The 19,149-nt window shown below is 40.7% G+C and carries 16 protein-coding genes; 8 read left to right on the forward strand and 8 right to left on the reverse strand.

What is annotated here, in order from left to right:
• Positions 1–119: 119 nt before the first annotated feature.
• Entirely contained in the window at positions 120–422 is a 303-nt protein-coding gene (locus ACZ1GV_RS00290; RefSeq protein WP_472674734.1) for a c-type cytochrome, read from the forward strand.
• Positions 423–496: 74 nt separating this feature from the next.
• On the opposite strand, the gene recQ is transcribed toward ACZ1GV_RS00290, so the two are convergent.
• A complete protein-coding gene (recQ, locus tag ACZ1GV_RS00295; protein WP_472674735.1) occupies positions 497–2,338 on the reverse strand; it encodes a DNA helicase RecQ in 1,842 nt (613 codons plus the stop codon).
• 37 nt (positions 2,339–2,375) lie between these two features.
• On the opposite strand from recQ, the gene ACZ1GV_RS00300 reads away from it, so the two are divergent.
• The 6 genes from ACZ1GV_RS00300 (at position 2,376) to ACZ1GV_RS00325 (ending at position 9,917) form a co-directional block, all read left to right on the forward strand.
• Complete coding sequence (locus ACZ1GV_RS00300) at positions 2,376–2,831, forward strand: thioesterase family protein (RefSeq protein WP_210560510.1); 456 nt, start codon at positions 2,376–2,378, stop codon at positions 2,829–2,831.
• Positions 2,832–2,967: 136 nt separating this feature from the next.
• Positions 2,968–3,855, forward strand: a complete 888-nt coding sequence (gene rarD / locus ACZ1GV_RS00305) for an EamA family transporter RarD (RefSeq protein WP_472674736.1) — start codon at positions 2,968–2,970, stop codon at positions 3,853–3,855.
• A 147-nt stretch (positions 3,856–4,002) separates the two neighbouring features.
• Entirely contained in the window at positions 4,003–7,626 is a 3,624-nt protein-coding gene (locus ACZ1GV_RS00310) for a hypothetical protein (RefSeq protein WP_472674737.1), read from the forward strand.
• A 139-nt stretch (positions 7,627–7,765) separates the two neighbouring features.
• Entirely contained in the window at positions 7,766–9,037 is a 1,272-nt protein-coding gene (locus ACZ1GV_RS00315; protein WP_472674738.1) for an OmpP1/FadL family transporter, read from the forward strand.
• A 2-nt stretch (positions 9,038–9,039) separates the two neighbouring features.
• Positions 9,040–9,462, forward strand: a complete 423-nt coding sequence (locus tag ACZ1GV_RS00320) for a YeeE/YedE family protein (protein ID WP_472674739.1) — start codon at positions 9,040–9,042, stop codon at positions 9,460–9,462.
• 11 nt (positions 9,463–9,473) lie between these two features.
• On the forward strand, positions 9,474–9,917 hold the full coding sequence (locus tag ACZ1GV_RS00325) for a DUF6691 family protein (RefSeq protein ID WP_472674740.1): 444 nt from the start codon (positions 9,474–9,476) through the stop codon (positions 9,915–9,917).
• Here ACZ1GV_RS00325 and ACZ1GV_RS00330 read toward each other — a convergent pair.
• The 4 genes from ACZ1GV_RS00330 to prlC all read right to left on the reverse strand — a co-directional run bounded on the left by ACZ1GV_RS00330 (position 9,914) and on the right by prlC (position 14,029).
• Positions 9,914–10,387, reverse strand: coding sequence for a redoxin family protein (locus tag ACZ1GV_RS00330; RefSeq protein ID WP_472674741.1), 474 nt, complete (start codon positions 10,385–10,387; stop codon positions 9,914–9,916). The genes ACZ1GV_RS00325 and ACZ1GV_RS00330 overlap by 4 nt on opposite strands.
• 28 nt (positions 10,388–10,415) lie before the next feature.
• The gene (locus tag ACZ1GV_RS00335) at positions 10,416–11,189 is read right to left on the reverse strand and encodes a class I SAM-dependent methyltransferase (protein WP_472674742.1); all 774 of its coding nucleotides are present in this window, start codon (positions 11,187–11,189) and stop codon (positions 10,416–10,418) included.
• Complete coding sequence (locus tag ACZ1GV_RS00340; protein WP_472674743.1) at positions 11,186–11,890, reverse strand: DNA-3-methyladenine glycosylase I; 705 nt, start codon at positions 11,888–11,890, stop codon at positions 11,186–11,188. Before ACZ1GV_RS00340 ends, ACZ1GV_RS00335 begins: the two co-directional genes overlap by 4 nt.
• An 87-nt stretch (positions 11,891–11,977) precedes the next feature.
• Complete coding sequence (gene prlC, locus ACZ1GV_RS00345; protein ID WP_472674744.1) at positions 11,978–14,029, reverse strand: oligopeptidase A; 2,052 nt, start codon at positions 14,027–14,029, stop codon at positions 11,978–11,980.
• 177 nt (positions 14,030–14,206) lie between these two features.
• On the opposite strand from prlC, the gene gorA reads away from it, so the two are divergent.
• Complete coding sequence (gorA, locus tag ACZ1GV_RS00350) at positions 14,207–15,559, forward strand: glutathione-disulfide reductase (protein WP_472674745.1); 1,353 nt, start codon at positions 14,207–14,209, stop codon at positions 15,557–15,559.
• Between the two features lie 142 nt (positions 15,560–15,701).
• Here the strand turns inward: gorA and ACZ1GV_RS00355 are convergent, their stop codons facing one another.
• The 3 genes from ACZ1GV_RS00355 to ACZ1GV_RS00365 form a co-directional block, all read right to left on the reverse strand.
• Entirely contained in the window at positions 15,702–16,697 is a 996-nt protein-coding gene (locus tag ACZ1GV_RS00355; RefSeq protein ID WP_472675847.1) for a cupin-like domain-containing protein, read from the reverse strand.
• Between the two features lie 88 nt (positions 16,698–16,785).
• Positions 16,786–17,505: a SapC family protein gene (locus tag ACZ1GV_RS00360; RefSeq protein WP_472674746.1), complete on the reverse strand. Its 720-nt coding sequence runs from the start codon at positions 17,503–17,505 to the stop codon at positions 16,786–16,788.
• 11 nt (positions 17,506–17,516) lie between these two features.
• Positions 17,517–19,142 (reverse strand): tryptophan 7-halogenase, encoded by a 1,626-nt coding sequence (locus ACZ1GV_RS00365; protein WP_472674747.1) that lies wholly within the window; start codon positions 19,140–19,142, stop codon positions 17,517–17,519.
• Between the last annotated feature and the right edge of the window lie 7 nt (positions 19,143–19,149).

Genomic DNA, 19,149 nt, shown 5'->3' on the forward strand with positions numbered 1-19,149 from the left:
CTGGCTTAAGAAAAAATTAGTAAAATACTTTACGCTGTTCGCTGTTTTTTAGATTTAGTGTTACTTTTTATAGCAGTTAGCTTTGTAAAGTTTATTTTGTTTCGACAACCGGAGTATATATGAAAAAAGCGATTTTATTAGTTGTTGCAGCTTTTGCTGCGTTATCAACGAACATTCAAGCCGCTGATATTGAAGCGGGTAAAGCAAAAGCGGCCACATGTGCTGCTTGTCATGGAGCGAATGGAATAAGTGCAATTCCAACTTACCCAAATTTAGCAGGTCAAAAGCCTGCATATATAGTGCAACAATTAAAAGCGTTTAAATCTGGCGAGCGTGAAAATGCGATTATGAAGCCAATGGCAACCATGCTGACGGAAGCCGATATGATTAATGTTGCGGCGTATTACGCTTCGTTAAAATAATCATTCGTAATTCGTAATTCGTAATTCGTAATTCGTAATGCATAGAGGCAGTGTAGTGACTGCCTTTTTATTTACTAGACGCCACTTTCTAAATGTCTTTGTATTACTTGAATAAAGGCATCGCCGTAACGTTTTAGTTTTGTTTCACCTACGCCTGACACTGCGAGCATTTGACGTTGATTAGTCGGCAATTTATTGGCCATATCGACTAACGTAGCATCGTTAAACACCACAAATGGTGGCACATCATGTTCATCTGCAATCGACCGACGTAAGCTTTTAAGTCTTGCATAGAGTCGTTTGTCATAGTTAACCAACAATGGTTTTTCGTCGTATACCTTACGGCCAATTCTTGGCTCTGCCAACATAAGTACAACTTCACCTTTTAAAATAGGCCTAGCGCTGTCGGTAAGTAACAACTGACTATTTCGACTAATATCTTGTTCTACAAAACCACGATGAATTAGTTGGCGAATAATACTGACCCAAAACTCATGGCTTTGTGTTTTACCTATACCAAACGTAGATAGTTGGTCGTGATTTAGGTCTCGGACACGACTATTCAGACTACCGCGAAGCACATCAATAATATGACCAATACCGACACGTTGTTCACATCGATAAATACAAGATAAGGCTTGTTGGGCCGGCAATGTCGCATCAAAAGACTTAGGTGGATCTAAACAAATATCGCAGTTTCCACATGCATCATTACTAAATTCGTTAAAGTAATTCAGTAATACTTGGCGTCGACAGGTTTGTGCATCGGCTAATCCCACCATCGCATTAAAGCGCTGCAGTTCTACTTTCACCCGTTCTTCATTGGGGTTGTCGGAAATCATTTTTTTAATACGAGGCGCATCACCCGAATCAAAAAACAATAGACATTCTGCAGGTAGTCCGTCACGACCTGCACGGCCTGTTTCTTGATAATAACTTTCTATGGTGCGGGGTAAATCATAATGCACGACAAAACGAATGTTGGGTTTGTTAATACCCATGCCAAACGCTACGGTAGCAACAACAATTTGTATATGGTCGCGTTGAAACTGCTCTTGAACTCTATTCCGAGTTTCTGTGTCATAACCTGCGTGATAAGCCGCAGCACGATAGCCTTTAGCAATCAACTTTTCAGCAATATCATCCACTCGAGCTCGACTCAAACAATATATAATTCCCGATTGATCAGATTGCGTCTTTAAAAAGGTCATTAGCTGACTAAGCGGTTTAAATTTCTCTTCGATGGTGTAACGCAAATTAGGTCGATCAAAGCTACCAATATGGATCAGGGGATCTTGTAATTGTAGTTGCGCCGCAATGTCGTATCGGGTGGCACGATCGGCCGTCGCCGTTAACGCCATAATCGGTACATTTGGGAAGTGCTGCTTAATCATGCTTAAGCGAAGATAGTCTTGGCGGAAGTCATGACCCCAGTGCGACAAACAATGGGCTTCATCAATTGCAAATAAACCAACACCACAGTACTTAATATGTTCCAAGAACTGATACTGTAAAAGACGCTCTGGCGACACATATAAAATTTTTATTTCGTTGTGCTGAACCTGATTGAGCACCTGCATTTGCTCTTCGCGAGTCTGCTGGCTGTTCACAAATGCTGCCGGCACACCAGATTCTAGTAGTTGATCTACTTGGTCTTTCATTAACGATAATAAAGGCGTAACAACAATAGTTACTTTGTCTAATAACAAAGATGGAATTTGGTAACACAGACTTTTACCACCACCAGTTGGTAGCAGTACCATTACATCTTGACCCGTTAGGCTTGCTTCTACTACAGCTTGTTGGCCATCTCTGAAATCAGAGTAACCAAATACTTGTTTTAAAACGCCAATTGGAGAGTTTGTTAATTCAGACAAAAGATTCTTATTTTTGATGTGACACAACTTGGAGAGCATTGTAACATCTCAGGCTCAAACTTGGGCAGGGAAAAGTATGTTATCTAAACAAGAAATTCAGCAGTGGCTAACCAATGTATTTAATAGCCTGAACTTTAATAAGAATTTAGGGTTAAACATTACTATTTGTGATGCCGATAAAGCGGAAATTCGATTTGCGTGGGATGACAAGCTAATGGGCAATCCAATGCAAAAAATCTTACATGGTGGCGTTACCGCTACGGCGTTGGATACCGTCGGTGGCATTCTTGCTATTTATAGCCGTTTAGACTCAATGAATATTGAAAGCCAAGAACAATTAATCGAATTTACTAAACGTGTAGGTACTATCGATTTACGAACGGATTATTTACGTCCAGGTCGAGGCGACGAGTTTATCGCGTCGGCTAAACTCATTCGTTCTGGCAGCCGAGTTTGTGTGTGTCGCATGGAGCTACATAATAATAAAGGCGATCAAATTGCCTTTGGCACCGGGACTTACCTAGTTGGTTAATCCAACTTGATTCAATTGTACTTAACCCAACTAAATGGCTTTAATTAACAGCTTGCTCCAATGGTATTACTACCTAAGTCAATGTTAAATAAATCGTTATTGCTTAACTCGTTATTACCTAATTAGAGAACACTCAATGAAAATAGAAACTAAACACGGCATGATTTACGCAGTTTTTGCTTTTGTCATGTGGGGCTTAGCACCTCTGTTTTTTAAACAGCTACAGTTCATGCCGTCGTTAGAAATTCTTGCTCACCGAGTGATTTGGTCTGCATTATTGCTAGTAGTCATCATTGGTCTTCGTAAAAACTTACACAAGGTGAAGGCGATATTAACCGAACCAAAAACGCTATTGGTCCTTGTCGTTAGTGCCTCATTACTAGGCTTTAATTGGTGGTTATTCATTTGGTCTATTAACAACGACCACATTCTGGACGCAAGTTTAGGTTATTACATTAATCCGCTACTTAACATCGCCTTAGGCACCTTATTCCTAAAAGAACGACTATCTAAATTACAATATACCGCAGTAGCACTTGCAGTCGTTGGCGTAATGATTCAAGTGGTTACTTTTGGTTCGTTTCCTATAATCGCGTTTAGTTTGGCAATTAGCTTTGCAATATACGGTTTAATAAGGAAATTAGCAGCGGTAGACGCAATGCCGGGACTATTAATAGAATCGCTAGTATTGATATTACCAGCGATTGTCTATTGGTATGGCTTTGCTGACAGCCCAGCGGCTAATTTATTAGAAAATAGCTGGTACTTAAATGCGTTAATTATTGGTGCAGGACTTGTAACCACAGCGCCGTTATTATGTTTTGTAGAGGCGGCTCGCAGACTTGAATACTCTACTTTAGGCTTTTTCCAATACATTGGGCCAAGCATTATGTTTATGTTCGCCGTTTTCTATTACCACGAGCAGTTCGACCAAGAACGTTGGGTCACCTTTGGATTTATTTGGGCCGCGTTAGTGGTGTATAGCTACTCAAGCTATCGCAATATGAAGAAATTAAAATCTTAAAATCAGATGTTTATCATGCCCAATTTTTAATTGAATTTAGGCAAAAATGGCACTATTCTAGCCACCAATTCGTCGAGTTAGAAAATTTGAAGTTTAAACTCTCGTTATTCTATCTTGGTATTTAATGGACTAAAACAAGAGAAAGTGATGAAAACTTACCTGCGTTGCTCCCTAATCCCTACTATTTTACTTAGCCTTTCAGGTTGTTCTGGATCATCGAGTGATGAATCTCCGAACAACACGATAACTTATCAAGATATCATAAACTCTCCTGCTGAATATTCGGCGTCGGAATTGGACCGTGCTTACGATTCAAAAATAATTAACGACTACAAAGGCAATAAAGATACTTCAGGTATGTCCTTAGTAGACACCCAATACTTTTTTAACCATGCCTTCGGTAAAGACAGGATTAGATTTTGGGGGGTGAATCGTAGTTATTTAATGGAATGGCTAGAAGATGGTGCGAGTCGCCCGCAAATAAACTGTGATGAAAGTGGCGCCATGAAATTATCTGGCAACTATGTGCAGGGAGCCGTATCAACAATCACTATAACGTATGAAAACTGCTCATTTTATAATATTCAAAATATTAACGGCACTGAAGTTGTAAAGATAACGAACTATCAATATCCCTCAATTGAATACAAATCATTCTTGAACAATATCTCCTTTATTAATGGAGAGAGTAGCGAACAATACACAATCACTGGGCGTAACCATGTTTACTTGAACGATAGTGAAGACAGTGAGCAAAGCCAGTTAAAGTTGAATAGTAACTTTTTATATAAACATGTGGATAGTCAACAACAATTCGTAAAAGAAACCAGCTATGACTATGAATATGATTACGTCACAGGTCACGAATTGATTTCTGAATCAGGGAGTCTAATAGACTCGCAATTTGGTAAAGTTACATACAAACGCAATGGAGCATTTAATTACGGACAGCCAGACGAGTATACGTTTACGTTCATCGGAAATGTTACAACGCAACTTGATTTCAAAAATTTTGATACTATCAAGTTTTTGCTAGATAGCGATAACGACGGTTCATTTGAAGAAGCCGCATATGTTGGTTCTTATTATAGTTTTGTAGATGCAGATTTGACAAATATCACCCTATCTCCGGTTGATATGTTGAGCTTACCACCAGTTGTAAATGCGCCATATGTAAATAGTTACGACATTACTACTAAAACTCCGATTGAAGTAACACCTGGCTACTATTATGACTCTGATACACCTCAAGAAGATCTAATTGTCAGTTATCGTTGGTACTTAAACGACAACTTAATTGAAGATCAGGTTAGTAATATTTTACCGGCTTATATTGCAGTGTTTGGCGATAAGCTGGAAGTCGCTATGGTTGTTTCTGATGGAAATAATCACACAGAAAGCGCACGTCGTACTATCGAAATTAATGACTCGCCGGGGGAAATTCAATTATCAGGTTTACCAGATAAAATTAATGCGGGAGACAGTGTTACCTTCACCGCTAAAGTTATTGATCCTGACCTTGTATCAGACGAGTCTGGTACCACCAAAGCGACGCTGGTGTCTGGGCCGGATAATGCATCAATTGATGCAGAAGGGGTGGTTTCATGGCAAGTGCCGACAAATCAGCTATTTCCTGATCAAGAATATATTTTTAATTTCTCTAATCCAGCCAACGACGCAGAGACGCTTTCAGCATCATTAGCGGTAAATTCTAATGTAAAGATGCCAATGGCACGTTCAGGAATAGAAGTCCCAACTTCCAATTACTCTATGTGGGTAGGTGACTTTACAGGTGACGGTAAAAACGAAATATTATCGACTGATTCAAAAAGTCGAGTGTTCTTAGTTTCTGAATCAGGTGGCGACTATAGTCAATCTTGGCTCTATCCATTTTTATTAGTTAGTGACTCTAATTACAGCTACGACGATAACCAAATTAGACAAGTTATAGGTGTAAATGTAGACGATGATAGTCAATTAGAAATTTTAGTTATCACGGATGAGGGTATTCGCCTTATCCACGACTTAAATTCAACAGCCACTACACTTATAAATGAAGCCGGTATTAAATTTGCCGCAGTCGCAGACAGCAATCATGATGGTGAGCTAGAAATTGCTTATTTGATTAGCCAAGATAGATATTCATCGGAATTAGAACTAAAGGTTGTTAGCTTTGACAATCCATCGGAGGCTTTATTTCAAACAAGTGTCGGTGATAGCTCAGAGATTGTTTTTGCGAATGTGGACGGCGACAGTGCGCTTGAATTAATAATTAACAATGGTCGAGTTTATGATGGCGAAAGTTGGGCCAATGAGTGGTTTAGTGGTACTAAGTTTGGTTCAAGCTATGTAACTGCCGGTGATTTTAATGGCGACGGTGTTGACGAAATAGCGGGAGCTGACAGTTGGGAGAGTGTAGCTATTTTTTCTGCAGTGACTAAAGAAGAACTTTATACCCTTGACATATTTAATGTTTGCGGAATATACAGCGCAAATATCGATGATGACGCAGCTGATGAATTATTGGTAGGGGACTGTCAATGGGGTAATATTACGGCATATGATTACTTAAACGGTGCGTTAAGTAAGATTTGGGAATTAAATATGCAAGGCCATGGTTCAAAATCACTGAGCGTGGGCGATAGTGACAATGATGGCAATTTAGAAGTCCATTGGGGAACTGGGCAAAGCTCAACTGGCGAAGATGCTTTTGTTGTAGCCGACATCAATGGAGCTGATTCTGAAATAAAAGAAAGAGCTACATCTGTTCAACTGGATAACTTCTCAAGTGTGGGCTGGACAAAGAATAATACAAGTGATGAAGGCGTGTTTTTGGTACCTTCGACCCAAAGTGGTTATGGAGGTAGTCGTTTTGCCACCGTTTCTGCAGAAGGTAAGGTTACGGTAAGTGAGGAGCTTGGCTCTAGCTGGGGTAGTAGTTCTCTTGCCGCATTGACTGATTTCAACAATGACGGAGAAGATGATGTTTTTGTATCGATGACTGGTAACTACAATGGTTCTTTTACGGCACTTCAACTTAGTGATCTATCTGTTCATTGGGAGTTAGATGGTAGTTATGATGATAATATAAGTGTAATTCTCGCTGATGATCTTAATGGCGACTCTTTTGATGACGCGATTTATATTAATTCAAATACCGTTAATGCAATCGATATTAACAACCAAGTCATTTTGGGGGCACACAAAGCGGACTCAACGCTTTATGATATTGCCATTGCTAAAGTGGCCGGTTCTCAAATGTTAGTAACGGCGGATGAAACGTTAACTATTCTTGAGTTAGGCTCGAGTAATTTTGTTGAGTTAGACTCTGTTGAACAATATTGCGCACGAGTAGAATTTGCCAACTTGGATACAGATGAGCAACAAGAGTTAATGTGTTTAGCGAGAGAAAACCGTTGGTCTAATAATGGCAGTAAAATAATTGTTTATGATATTGCCAATGACAAACTAGTTCAGTCGAATGTATTCACGGTGCCTTCTTATACTTTTGATTTGACCGTTGATAAGTCAAAAACGCTAGAGCAAGACATTTTTATTGGATCAAATGTCAATGACACCTTCAGCTATAACAATAGCAATAGTGTCACGTTGCATAAGTTGAATGCCAGTGGTAAAACTATTTGGAGCAGTCCTGCAATGATTGGACATGGCTCAAGGCGTGGTATTAAATTTAAGCACAATGAAGATGGAAGCTCTAACTTCTTAATATCAACGAGTGCGGCTATGCATATGTTAAAGAGCCAACCTTAGAATCGATTATTGGAGCATTACCTTGATTTCAAGTGATGCTCCTTATTCATTTTTAACATATATAATCTTTTTAAATTCTTTTTTGGAATAATAAACCTTGGCTAATATCTGCCAATAATATTTAGCCAAGGTTTTATAAATGAAAAAGCAATTTGCATTAACTGTAATAGCAGCGAGTATTGCTGCATCTCCTTCTGTCAACGCCACTAACGGCTACTTTACTCATGGTTATGGGACAAGTCACAAAGGTATGGCCGGTGCCGGCGTTGCCATTTCAGAAGACTTAATGTCTGCGGCTACAAATCCTGCTGCCTTAAACCTTGATTACTTAAACGGTAAAACGGGCATCATAGTGGGCGCTGAGCTTTTTTCTCCTGATCGTGAGTATCGTATTTCCCAACCAGACTTTTATGCGCCAGAAGGCTTTTATCTTCAGTCACCGGGTAAAGAAAGTGACAATTCTGTTTTTCTGATCCCTGAGTTTGCGATTGGTAAAAAGCTTAATGACAAATGGGATGCAGGCCTTGTGGTTTATGCGAATGGCGGTATGAATACAGAGTACGCCGCGCCGACAACTGAACAAGGTACTTTTTACGCAGGTAAAACCGGTGTTGATCTTAAGCAGTTATTCATCAGCCCAACCTTTAGTTATAAAGTCTCTGAATCAACACAAGTTGGTTTTGCACCTTTGCTTGTGGTTCAACAGTTTAAGGCAACGGGTTTAGCGAGCTTTGGTGGCTTTTCATCATCGCCAGAGAATCTGTCAAATCAAGGCACGGACACTACTACCGGTTTTGGTCTTCAAGTAGGTATTCAACACCAAATATCAGAACCATTACGTGTTGGTTTTAGCTATCGTTCGTCGGTATCTATGGATGAATTTGATAAATATGCTGGCTTGTTTGCAGAACAAGGTGGTTTTGACTTACCAAGTTCATTGCAAGTTGGTGTTGCGTGGCAAGCGTCTGCTGAACATCAATTTTTAGTCGATTGGCAGAAAATTAATTACGGTGAAGTAAACAGTATTGCGAATCCGTTAAGCAATTTAATGGTTGCGCCTTTAGGTGCAGACAACGGTGCTGGTTTTGGCTGGGAAGACATGTCAGTGGTTAAGTTTGGTTGGCAATGGCAGCGTACTGCAGAGCAAAAGTTGCGTTTAGGCGTTTCTTATGGCGAACAACCAATTCCTTCAACTCAAACATTATTTAATATTTTGGCGCCTGGCGTTCAAGAATGGCATTACACCGCCGGTTTAACACAGTTGGTAGGTGATAATACTAAGTTGAGCGTAATGGCTTTCTACTCACCATCAAAGTCAGTAAAAGGCAGTAATATGCTTGCGCCTAACCAAGACATCACCCTTGAAATGAGTCAAATGGGCTTTGCGGCTTCATTAGAGTGGGCGTTTTAATTGTGTTAACCGAATTTACTCCAATTAGTGCGTCCATTGGTGGCGCGCTTATCGGCATCGCGAGCGCTGTTTTGTTAGTTGTGTTTGGCAAGGTGGCGGGTATATCTGGTGCTGTACAGTCTTTGTTAAACCCGCTTCAAAAAGGTGGTGGCTGGAAGTTAGTATTTGTTGCTGGGCTGCTAATCGCCGGGGTTATAGTACAGTTCGTTCAACCAGACCTTCTTGTTGGTGAGCTTGATTTACCATTGTGGTTAATTGTGGTTGCAGGTTTACTAGTTGGCGTCGGTACGTCACTGGCAAACGGTTGTACTAGTGGCCATGGCGTTTGTGGCATGTCTCGCTTTTCCGCTCGTTCCTGGGTCGCTACGATCACTTTTATGGCTATTGCATTTATAACAGCCAATGCTATGTATTGGTTAGGTTGAGGAGTGGTTAGATGAAAAATAAAGTCGTTACTTTTTCTTTAACTTTAGTTGTGGGTATAGTTTTTGGACTTGGTCTTATCATTAGCCAAATGACAAACCCCGCGAAGGTGATTAACTTTTTAACCGTAGGCGAAAAGTGGGATGCAAGCCTAATTTTTGTCATGGCAGTAGCTATGGTCATTATGATGATTGCGTGGCGTTGGACTGCAAAACGTTCTGCGCCGTTGATGGCAAATAGTTTTTCTTTAAGTGACTTTAAGCTGGTGGATTTACGCTTGATTTTAGGATCAGTATTGTTTGGTTTAGGCTGGGGGTTAAGTGGTATTTGTCCTGGTCCTGGGCTGGTTCAGTTAGTTACATTAAAGCCAGACTTTATTGTATTTTTTGCAGCGGTATTAGCAGGCATGTGGTTAACAAACCTGCTGAATGGTCGAAGTAAAAAAGAGCCTAATTAAAGCTGCGACAGTATGGTTTCAGCGTCACTGACTTTGAACTCTTGTGGCGCTTCTACATTTAATTGAGTCACAACACCATTCTCCACTAACATTGAGTAGCGAAGGGCACGAATACCACCAAATAAACCAGTATCTTTACTTAGGCCTGTTTGGTTATGAAAATCCGCGCCACCATCAGCAAGCATAATAAGCTCGTCGGCATTTTGAGCCTTGCCCCAAGCGTCCATTACAAAGGCGTCGTTAACCGAAATACAAATTATACTATCAACACCTTTTGCTTTAATTTTATCTGCCAATGCAACATAACCTGGCACGTGCGCTTCTGAACAAGTCGGCGTAAACGCGCCTGGCACAGCAAAAAGTACGACCTTCTTATTTGCGAATAACTCCGCTGTATTTGTTGTTACTGTTGAGCCGTCTTTGCGAAACTGAAAATCTACGTTTGGTAATGCTTCATTTACTTTAATCATAATATAATCCTGTTTGTTATCTGCGCATCTATTTCATGGCCGCTTTGACATAAACATCAAAACGATTTTTCTTTGTTTTAATTTGAGTGCTTGGCGTTTGCCCGTTTAAAAAAGGAGCATAGTCAGGTCGTTTCACAACAACTCTTTTACTCGCCACTTGCATGGCTAAAGGCAGTAATTCATCTGCATCGTCGTCGGTGCCTACAAACTGTTGAAAAATCGCCATGTCTTTTTTTACCGCGGCTGATTTTTCTCGATGCGGAAACATAGGATCAAGATAAACTACATCGTATTCATCTTTATTGTCGATGGCCGTTTGTAACGCATTTTGAGAGGAGTCATTAATGACGGTCATGCGTTCACCAAACCAAGGTAAAGTTCCACTTTCTTCGGCGCGTCTAAAACCATCTTCAAGCATGAGATAAACGGGAATTTGGCGCTCAACTAAGGTCATTTTGCAGCCCAATGAGGCCAACACAAAGGCATCTTTACCCATGCCAGCCGTTGCATCTAGTACCGTTGGTGTTGCACCTTTGTTTAATCCCACTGCCTTAGCAACCGCTTGACCTTTGCCGCCACCAAACTTTTGTCTGTGGGCATTAGCGCCACCGGCAAAGTCTACAGAGATTTTTGTTTTGCCATCAATGGTGAGCTTAAGTTGATCGTCTTCAAAAATAGCATGAAGCTCATCGGTTGGTTGATAGTTGACTTGTTGCCAATCAAATTTTTCAGTTAATTCAATAATACTTAAAGGGGCTTGTTGCCATTGAAAAAACTTCATTGTTGAGGTTTGTTCACTCATCTCATGCCTACTACGTTGTCGCCAACGGAAAAAGAGAGTATGCGACTTAGCGCAGAGTACCCAAATCCGGTTTCGTCATGCCATTGTTTAAAACAATCTTGGATCATAGTTTGGCTCTTTTTAGTATTGAGGCCTCCATCAATGAGTTTGTAAGCTCTAAAGTAAGCCTCATTGTCGCGACTCAGTAGAAAAGTATCAACGCCTAAAAATCTTAGTGCATAAGGCCCGGTATTGCCGCCAAGTCGGGCGCCATGCTTTTTTAAATAAGCCCACAATCCTATCACATCATCTTTAGACCAATTAGCAATAAACTGACCAAAAGAACCATGTTCTTGGGATACCTCATAGATCATTTGCGCGTTGTCTTTTATACACATCACTTTTTTGCCGTTACGAATAATGCGTTCGTCTTTGCATTTTGCTTCCCACATTTCGTCGGGCATCATCAGCATCTTTTCAATATCAAAATTAAAAAACACTTCCTCAAAACCAGGCCATTTTTGTTCCACAACGCGCCAAACAAACCCACTTTGGAAAATTTGTTTACTAAACTGAGCTAACCATCTGTCATCAGAGATTTGTGCTAAATCAGGTTTAGGCTCGTTAACACCTGCCATCGCAAAAACAATGCTTTTACTGCCTTTGCGTTCAATCGCTCGGTTTAATATATCTCGAAACGGCTCGAGGTTTTTAATGCTCATATTTTATTCTCGATGACTTATTACTAAAAAGCCGCGCTTGGCTTACGAAAAACCAATACGCGGCGAAGCCTTTAAATGTTTAAAACTTTAGGCTGCAATACCTGAGTGACGAAGCAGAGCATCAATTTCTGGCTCACGACCTCTGAAGGCTTTAAATAGCTCCATTGGCTCTTGGCTTCCACCACGTTCTAAAATATTGGTTAAGAATGAATGACCTGTTGTTGAATTAAAGATACCGTCTTCTTCAAATTTAGAAAAGGCATCAGCTGACAATACTTCAGCCCATTTGTAGCTGTAGTAACCCGCAGCGTAACCACCTGCAAAGATGTGTCCAAAGCTATGTTGGAAACGGTTAAATGATGGAGGCGTAATCACAGATACTGTAGTTCTTACGTCATCTAGTATCTCTTGAATACGAGCGCCGGACTCTGGTTGGTATTCCGCGTGGATCCTAAAGTCAAACAGGCTGAACTCTAATTGGCGAACCATCATCATTGCTGATTGGAAGTTTTTAGCCGCCAGCATTTTGTCTAACAAGTCTTTAGGCAATGGCTCACCCGTTTCATAGTGACCAGAAATAAAGGCCAAGGCTTCTTCTTCAAAACACCAGTTTTCTAAAAACTGACTTGGTAATTCAACGGCATCCCAAGCAACACCATTTATACCCGAAACCGCAGCTTCGTCTACTTGTGTCAGCATGTGATGAATACCATGTCCAAACTCGTGGAACAAAGTAACTACTTCATCGTGCGTAAACAGGGCAGGTTTATCGCCAATAGGCTGATTAAAGTTACACGTTAAATAAGCGATAGGGGATTGTAATTCGCCAGTGGAAAATTTAATGCGACCTTGGCAATCGTCCATCCAAGCGCCACCACGTTTTTTCTCGCGAGCATATAGGTCTAAGAAAAAGCTGCCACGGTATTCACTTTCTTGATCGTAAATATCAAAAAACTGAACATCTTTATGCCAAGTATCAACAGTTTCTGGATGTTTTTGAACGGTAATGCCAAACAAACGTTCTACTGTTTTAAACAGGCCATTTACAACGGTTTCAGCTGGGAAATAAGGACGTAACTGTTCGTCTGAAATAGAGTATTTAGCTTGTTTTAACTTTTCACCGTAGTAAGTGTAATCCCAAGGATTTAGGTCTGAAACGCCATGCTCATCTTTAGCGAACGCTTTAAGCTCAGCCACCTCTTGTTTGGCCTGAGGTACCGATTTTTCTGCAAGTTGCGTTAAAAACTCAGTTACTTGTTCAGGCGATGTGGCCATTTTTGTTGCGACAGACTTATCCGCGTAACTGTCAAAGCCAAGTAAATTAGATACCTCATGACGAAGCGCCATGATCTCTTCCATGATATCTGTATTATTAAATTCACCGGCGTTAGGGCCTTGTTCAGACGCTCGAGTGGTAAATGCTGTGTACATTTCTTGGCGCAAAGACGCGTTATCAGAGTACGTCATCACTGGTAAGTAGCTTGGGAAATCAAGGGTAAACAGGTAACCGTCAAGCTCTTTCATTTCAGCCATTTGTTTCGCTGCCGCTATAGCAGACTCAGGAAGACCCGCTAGTTCAGATTCATCAGTAATCACTTTTTGCCATGCATGAGTTGCATCTAAAACATTATTACTAAACTGTGAGCTTAAATCTGAAAGGCGGCTTTGAATTTCGCCATATCGTTTTTGTTGCTCTGGTGGTAAATCAATACCGGATAATTTGAAATCACGAAGTGCGTTGGTAATGACTTTTTGCTGAGCAGCATTAAGAGAATCAAACTGACTAGATTTACTTAGGTTCTCGTAGGCTTTAAATAGTTCGGCATGTTGACCAACCCAAGTGCCATATTCACTTAAAATAGGCAGGCAAGATTCGTACGCGTCACGCATTTCGTCAGTACTCACTACCGAGTTCATGTGAGAAACAGGTGACCAGGCTTTTGATAATTTATTGTCTGCTTTTTCAACGTCTTCTACTAAGGTTTTCCAAGTTGGCTCTACCTCAGAAACGGCTTTTTCAATGGCTTCTTTGCATTCTTTAATCAACGCCTCAACAGCCGGTTTAACATGCTCCGGTTTGATTTTTGAAAATGGCGGTAATTGGAAATCAGATAATAATGGGTTGTTAGATTCAGACATAAACGACCTTGTCAGCGGTGATTAAAATAATTAGTTAATAAATAGGTGCGACAACCCTGTTTTACAAGGTTTTGTATTAGAATAAAAATATCGATGATGATTATCTATTAATTCTATTTGGTTTTATTCATCGTAGCCCATATCCTTACGGGATAGTAATTTTACAGGATCAGATTTATGACAACTCATTTTGACTATATTGCCATTGGTGGCGGAAGCGGTGGTATTGCATCGGCGAACAGAGCAGCAATGCGTGGCGCTAAAGTAGCACTAGTAGAAGCGAAAGCAATGGGCGGTACTTGCGTAAACGTAGGTTGTGTACCTAAAAAGGCCATGTGGTTTGGCGCACAAGTAGCCGAGGCTATTCATAAATATAGCCCTGATTATGGTTTTGATGTAACGGTTAATAAATTTGATTGGAGCAAGCTTGTTGCGAGTCGTGAAGCCTATATCAAAAGAATTCACGGTTCTTACGATCGCGTATTAGGTAATAACAACGTTACTGTTATTAATGGCTTTGCTAAGTTTGTTGATGCCAAAACGATTGAAGTAGATGGCAAGCAATACACCGCTGACCATATTACGATAGCTACTGGCGGTCGTCCTACTTGGCCGGCAATTGAGGGTGCTGAGTTAGGTATCGACTCTGATGGCTTTTTTGACCTAAACGAGCAACCAAAAAGAACCGTTGTCGTAGGTGCAGGTTATATTGCGGTTGAATTAGCTGGCGTATTAAATAGCCTAGGCACAGAAACCAAATTAGCGGTTCGCAAACACGCACCTTTACGTAATTTCGATACTATGATTTCTGAAACTCTTGTCGAAATGATGGCTGAAGATGGTATAGAATTATTAACACATAGCGTGCCTAAACGAGTTGTAAAACAGGCTGATGGTAGCTTAGTGCTTGAATTTGAAAACGGCACTCAAGTAGAAACAGATTGTGTTATTTGGGCGATTGGTCGAACACCAAGTACAGATAACATCAATATTGAAGCAGCGGGAGTTAAACGCGATCAGTGGGGCTATATTCCAGTTGATGAGCACCATGAAACTAACGTTCCAGGCGTTTACGCATTAGGCGACATCATCGGAAAAATAGAGTTAACGCCAGTTGCAGTTAAAGCAGGGCGTATTTTGGCAGAACGTTTATTCAATAATATTACTGATGTTGTTATGGACTATACAAATGTACCAACAGTTGTATTCAGTCACCCAGCAATTGGAACAATGGGCCTAACTGAAGAGCAGGCGATTGTTCAATATGGTAAAGACAATGTAAAAGTATACAACTCTAGTTTTGCAGCTATGTATACGGCCTTAACAGAACACCGCCAAATGACAAAAATGAAACTGATTTGTGCTGGTGACAATGAGCGCGTTGTTGGTATTCATGGTATTGGTCTTGGCATGGACGAAATCCTTCAAGGCTTTGGTGTGGCGATTAAAATGGGCGCAACAAAAGCAGACTTTGACGCGTGTGTTGCAATACACCCAACATCAGCGGAAGAGTACGTCACGTTACGCTAAGACAAGGCTTATTCTTGTTTTCACTAACATTGTTTAGATAGTCTACTAAACAGATTATGATTTAGAAAAGGCCCTTAAAAGGGCCTTTTTGTTTGCAGTCTAGATTGGTTGCCGAGCTTTGTAGTTTGTTAAAGCAAACGGTCTATTTATTTAACGCCTTGAGTAAATCAGCTCGAATCGCGCGGGCCTTCATCTCCGCTGAATTTTCAATTATTGTTTGGGTTCGGTCTTCAACTTCACGCTCGCCGTTCACCAATCTATCTAGCATCCCGAGTGCCTGTGTGGGGATGTGATCCAATTGCGTTTGTTCATGCTCAAATACATAGTGGTTAAACAACGTTTGCCAAGCTTCTCGCTCGCTCACCGACAATGACTTAATACTTAAAATGGCATGTTTAAGTGCGTCCATAGGCGCACCTAAGTACGTAGGTGTGTCTTGCCACCAATAATTGAATAGAAGATTGACCGATTGCAGAGCCTCAACGTTATGCCACCACATGCTTGGAATATAGAGTGCATCGCCGGGGCACAATGTCACTTGAAAACCATGTTGTATGGCCGTTGCAAATTTTGGAAATAAGTTTAAGTCAGGATCACTAACATTCACTAAACTAACGGGCTGTCCCGCAGGAGTAAAGTCTAATGGACCAATATACAGATTATCGAGTTGCTCGGGAGGAAACAGCGTAAAACGTCTCTGTCCCAATACGTTACAAGCAATATTTTGAGGTACATCAAAGTGAGTAGCAGCAACAGATTGAGTGCCCAACCATGCGCTAACTAATGGTGATGGTAGAGAGATTGGCAGAGGGTGTTCAGTAAGCAAACCTGGGAAGCAGTATTCAACAGAGGTTGATGCCATATAGCGATAATCTGTCGTACCATGATCTTTTGTACGACTCAGTAACTCCGTTAGAAATTCTTTTAATAATTGAGGCGATTGAGTAAAGTTTTTATCTGTAAAATCGTCGGTATAGAAAAAGCGGCCTTTAGTTTCTTGGTTGGCTTGATTAACGTAGACATATTGTTGCGCTGCATTATTAAGTAGCGATGAAACGGCCAACTCGGGTTGCTTAGCAAGTTGAGTTAAAGGCCAATTATTCACAAGCCCTTTTATAACCAAGGGCGTGTTCCTCATTTGCAGGGTCTGCAATAGATTTGTTTGGCCAAGAAAGTCTATTGTTTCAATCGATTGGTATTCGCTCACAACGCCGGCCTATAAATTATTAATCTTGTTGATTCTTTAAAGTAACCAGTTTTTTAATATTAGGCAATGAGGCGAGCATCATATAGATACTGGATAAAAAGCCGTGCTGGTGGAATTCACTTAAATCTGAACCAGACAACGCGGGCAATCTTTCTTCGTTAATAGTAAACAAGCCGGTAAGGTTCTTTTTATCACCGTTTTTAAAGGTAATATTTAAACTTAAAGGTTCTATTAATTGGTGTTTCTCGAGTAACGAAATGAACTGTTGCGATTGTTGATGCCCTTGATAAATTGCCATTAAAATACTGTTGATTCGTTCTAAATATTCCGTGTTGCCACCATGTGGTAAAAATAGTGCTTCACCTTGATTTTGGCTTACTCTAGGGTGCTCAACATCAATATGTAGTACTGGAGTTTGAACCGGCACTCCCTGTTCCATTTGTAATTCAAAACCAATCAGAAAAGGACCTTTATCAAGCGTTAAAGGTACCGAATCGGCGAGCCACTGGTTGTTGCTCAAAAATAAATTTTGGTCTTTTTCAAAACCCATCAAAACAACAAACTCGTATGCATCGCCCTGATTATTTCGTTTTAATAAAATCGGAAAGTCGTTTTGTAATTGAGCAAATTCAATTGGAAAGACATGCGCTAGGCTTTGGTTATCACCATAGTTGGCGTGACGTTCGGTGATGATTTTAATATCTTTGTGAATGACATTGTTAAGCGCTTGGTGACTCATTAAATATCCTGTTATTTAAAAGCGTGCGACGACAGTAAAGCTAACAAATCTTGATTGTTTGGCAAGTGATTGGTCAATTGTATTGTTTGCTGGTCAAGCTGTTGACGTTGTTTCATTGCATCATGAGCTTGTTGAGACGTTATTTTCGGTGCATCAAACGCGTGACCATTAAGACCTTGCATACCAAATAAAACATACTGATAGCTGGCAGCAGAAAATATTTCATCGTTGTGCCATAGGTCTTTATGGTTGGGCTCTTGTTCGTGCCACAAGGTCATCATGTCTTGCAGTGAGTCTGGAATAGAATGCGGGTCTTGGTGTGCTAGCCAATATGGCGACTGGCGTTTGCTCAAAACATAATGATATTTTAAAAAGTTAATTATTTGTTGCCAACGATAGCTAAATAATTCGTTAAATCTCTTAGCAACAACGTTTAAGCGTTTTTGTGAGCTTGGTAAGTTGTCGGCGATAAACTGGGCCGATAGTTCGACCATCACAATAGCAGAGGCTTCGAGTGGCTCAATAAAACCAGATGATAGTCCAACGGCAACACAGTTTTGATGCCAGAATATTTGCCGGTAGCCTGGGTCAAACTTAATTTCTCGGAACTTGAGTTCGGCTAGTTGCTCGGCAGTATTAGTGTTAGATAAATAATTGGTTAATACCGATTTTGCCTGATCCGTATCTAGAAAATCAGAACAGTAAACTAAGCCTGTACCACGTCTATTTTGCAAAGCAATATCCCAAATCCAACCTGACTCTTGTGCGGTTGATTTAGTGCAAGAGGGTATCGGTTGTGAGTCATCTTTATAGGGTATTTGAACCGCGAGTGCACGATTGTTAAAAAGGTACTGCTTTTGTGACTGCCACGACACGTTAAAATGCTCGCTAATTAACAAGCCTTTTAAGCCCGAACAATCTATAAACAAGTCGCCGGCTAGTCGGCCTCGTCTAGTTAAATGTAAGGCTGCGATATCTCGGTTTTCTTTAGCTTCATTACCTTCTATCGACTCTACACCATCAACATGATCGGAAATATATTCTACGTTAAGGTTTTCGATACAATGCTGTTTTAACAAGGCACCTAGTTTGTCAGCATTAAAATGATATCCGTAGTTAACAAAACCAGCGTATTCCGGCTCATTTATTGACTTTGGCGCTTTGTGTAAATCGCAAAGAGGGCCCTGTGGAGAGGCAAAATTAGCAAAAGGTTGGGTTGCAGCAGTTGCTTCCCACAGGGGTTGAACTGAATTTGTTTGAGGGTAACAAAAAGGCACAGTAAATGGGTGGTAATAACGGTCGCTGCCGTTGGTCCAGCCCAAAAATTCTGTACCTTGTTTAAAAGAGGCATCACATTCACGAATAAAAGTCGTTTCTGAGATGCCTATTGTTTTCAACGTGTGACGGAGAGTAGGCCAAGAGCCTTCCCCAACCCCAATGGTTTTTACATCAGGAGACTCGATTAAAGTCACCTGAATGGGCGTTGCTGTGGTGGCTTCTGAATTTGAAACAGCTAAAGAGCGTGTACTATTTTGCTTTTCGTTTACAGATTTGAGCTTTGAGGCAATCAGGCCCGCCGTTATCCAGCCTGCACTGCCTCCGCCCACAACAACAACACGTTGAATTGTTTTACTCATTTTAACT

This window comes from Psychrosphaera sp. HA2-10 (genome assembly GCF_055693745.1).

Bases quoted from the DNA above. Each gene is read 5' to 3' on its own strand.
- ACZ1GV_RS00290 (WP_472674734.1), top strand. From the start codon at position 120: ATGAAAAAAGCGATTTTATTAGTTGTTGCAGCTTTTGCTGCGTTATCA.
- recQ (WP_472674735.1), bottom strand. From the start codon at position 2,338: ATGCTCTCCAAGTTGTGTCACATCAAAAATAAGAATCTTTTGTCTGAA.
- ACZ1GV_RS00300 (WP_210560510.1), top strand. From the start codon at position 2,376: ATGTTATCTAAACAAGAAATTCAGCAGTGGCTAACCAATGTATTTAAT.
- rarD (WP_472674736.1), top strand. From the start codon at position 2,968: ATGAAAATAGAAACTAAACACGGCATGATTTACGCAGTTTTTGCTTTT.
- ACZ1GV_RS00310 (WP_472674737.1), top strand. From the start codon at position 4,003: ATGAAAACTTACCTGCGTTGCTCCCTAATCCCTACTATTTTACTTAGC.
- ACZ1GV_RS00315 (WP_472674738.1), top strand. From the start codon at position 7,766: ATGAAAAAGCAATTTGCATTAACTGTAATAGCAGCGAGTATTGCTGCA.
- ACZ1GV_RS00325 (WP_472674740.1), top strand. From the start codon at position 9,474: ATGAAAAATAAAGTCGTTACTTTTTCTTTAACTTTAGTTGTGGGTATA.
- ACZ1GV_RS00330 (WP_472674741.1), bottom strand. From the start codon at position 10,387: ATGATTAAAGTAAATGAAGCATTACCAAACGTAGATTTTCAGTTTCGC.
- ACZ1GV_RS00335 (WP_472674742.1), bottom strand. From the start codon at position 11,189: ATGAGTGAACAAACCTCAACAATGAAGTTTTTTCAATGGCAACAAGCC.
- ACZ1GV_RS00340 (WP_472674743.1), bottom strand. From the start codon at position 11,890: ATGAGCATTAAAAACCTCGAGCCGTTTCGAGATATATTAAACCGAGCG.
- prlC (WP_472674744.1), bottom strand. From the start codon at position 14,029: ATGTCTGAATCTAACAACCCATTATTATCTGATTTCCAATTACCGCCA.
- gorA (WP_472674745.1), top strand. From the start codon at position 14,207: ATGACAACTCATTTTGACTATATTGCCATTGGTGGCGGAAGCGGTGGT.
- ACZ1GV_RS00355 (WP_472675847.1), bottom strand. From the start codon at position 16,697: ATGAGGAACACGCCCTTGGTTATAAAAGGGCTTGTGAATAATTGGCCT.
- ACZ1GV_RS00360 (WP_472674746.1), bottom strand. From the start codon at position 17,505: ATGAGTCACCAAGCGCTTAACAATGTCATTCACAAAGATATTAAAATC.
- ACZ1GV_RS00365 (WP_472674747.1), bottom strand. From the start codon at position 19,142: ATGAGTAAAACAATTCAACGTGTTGTTGTTGTGGGCGGAGGCAGTGCA.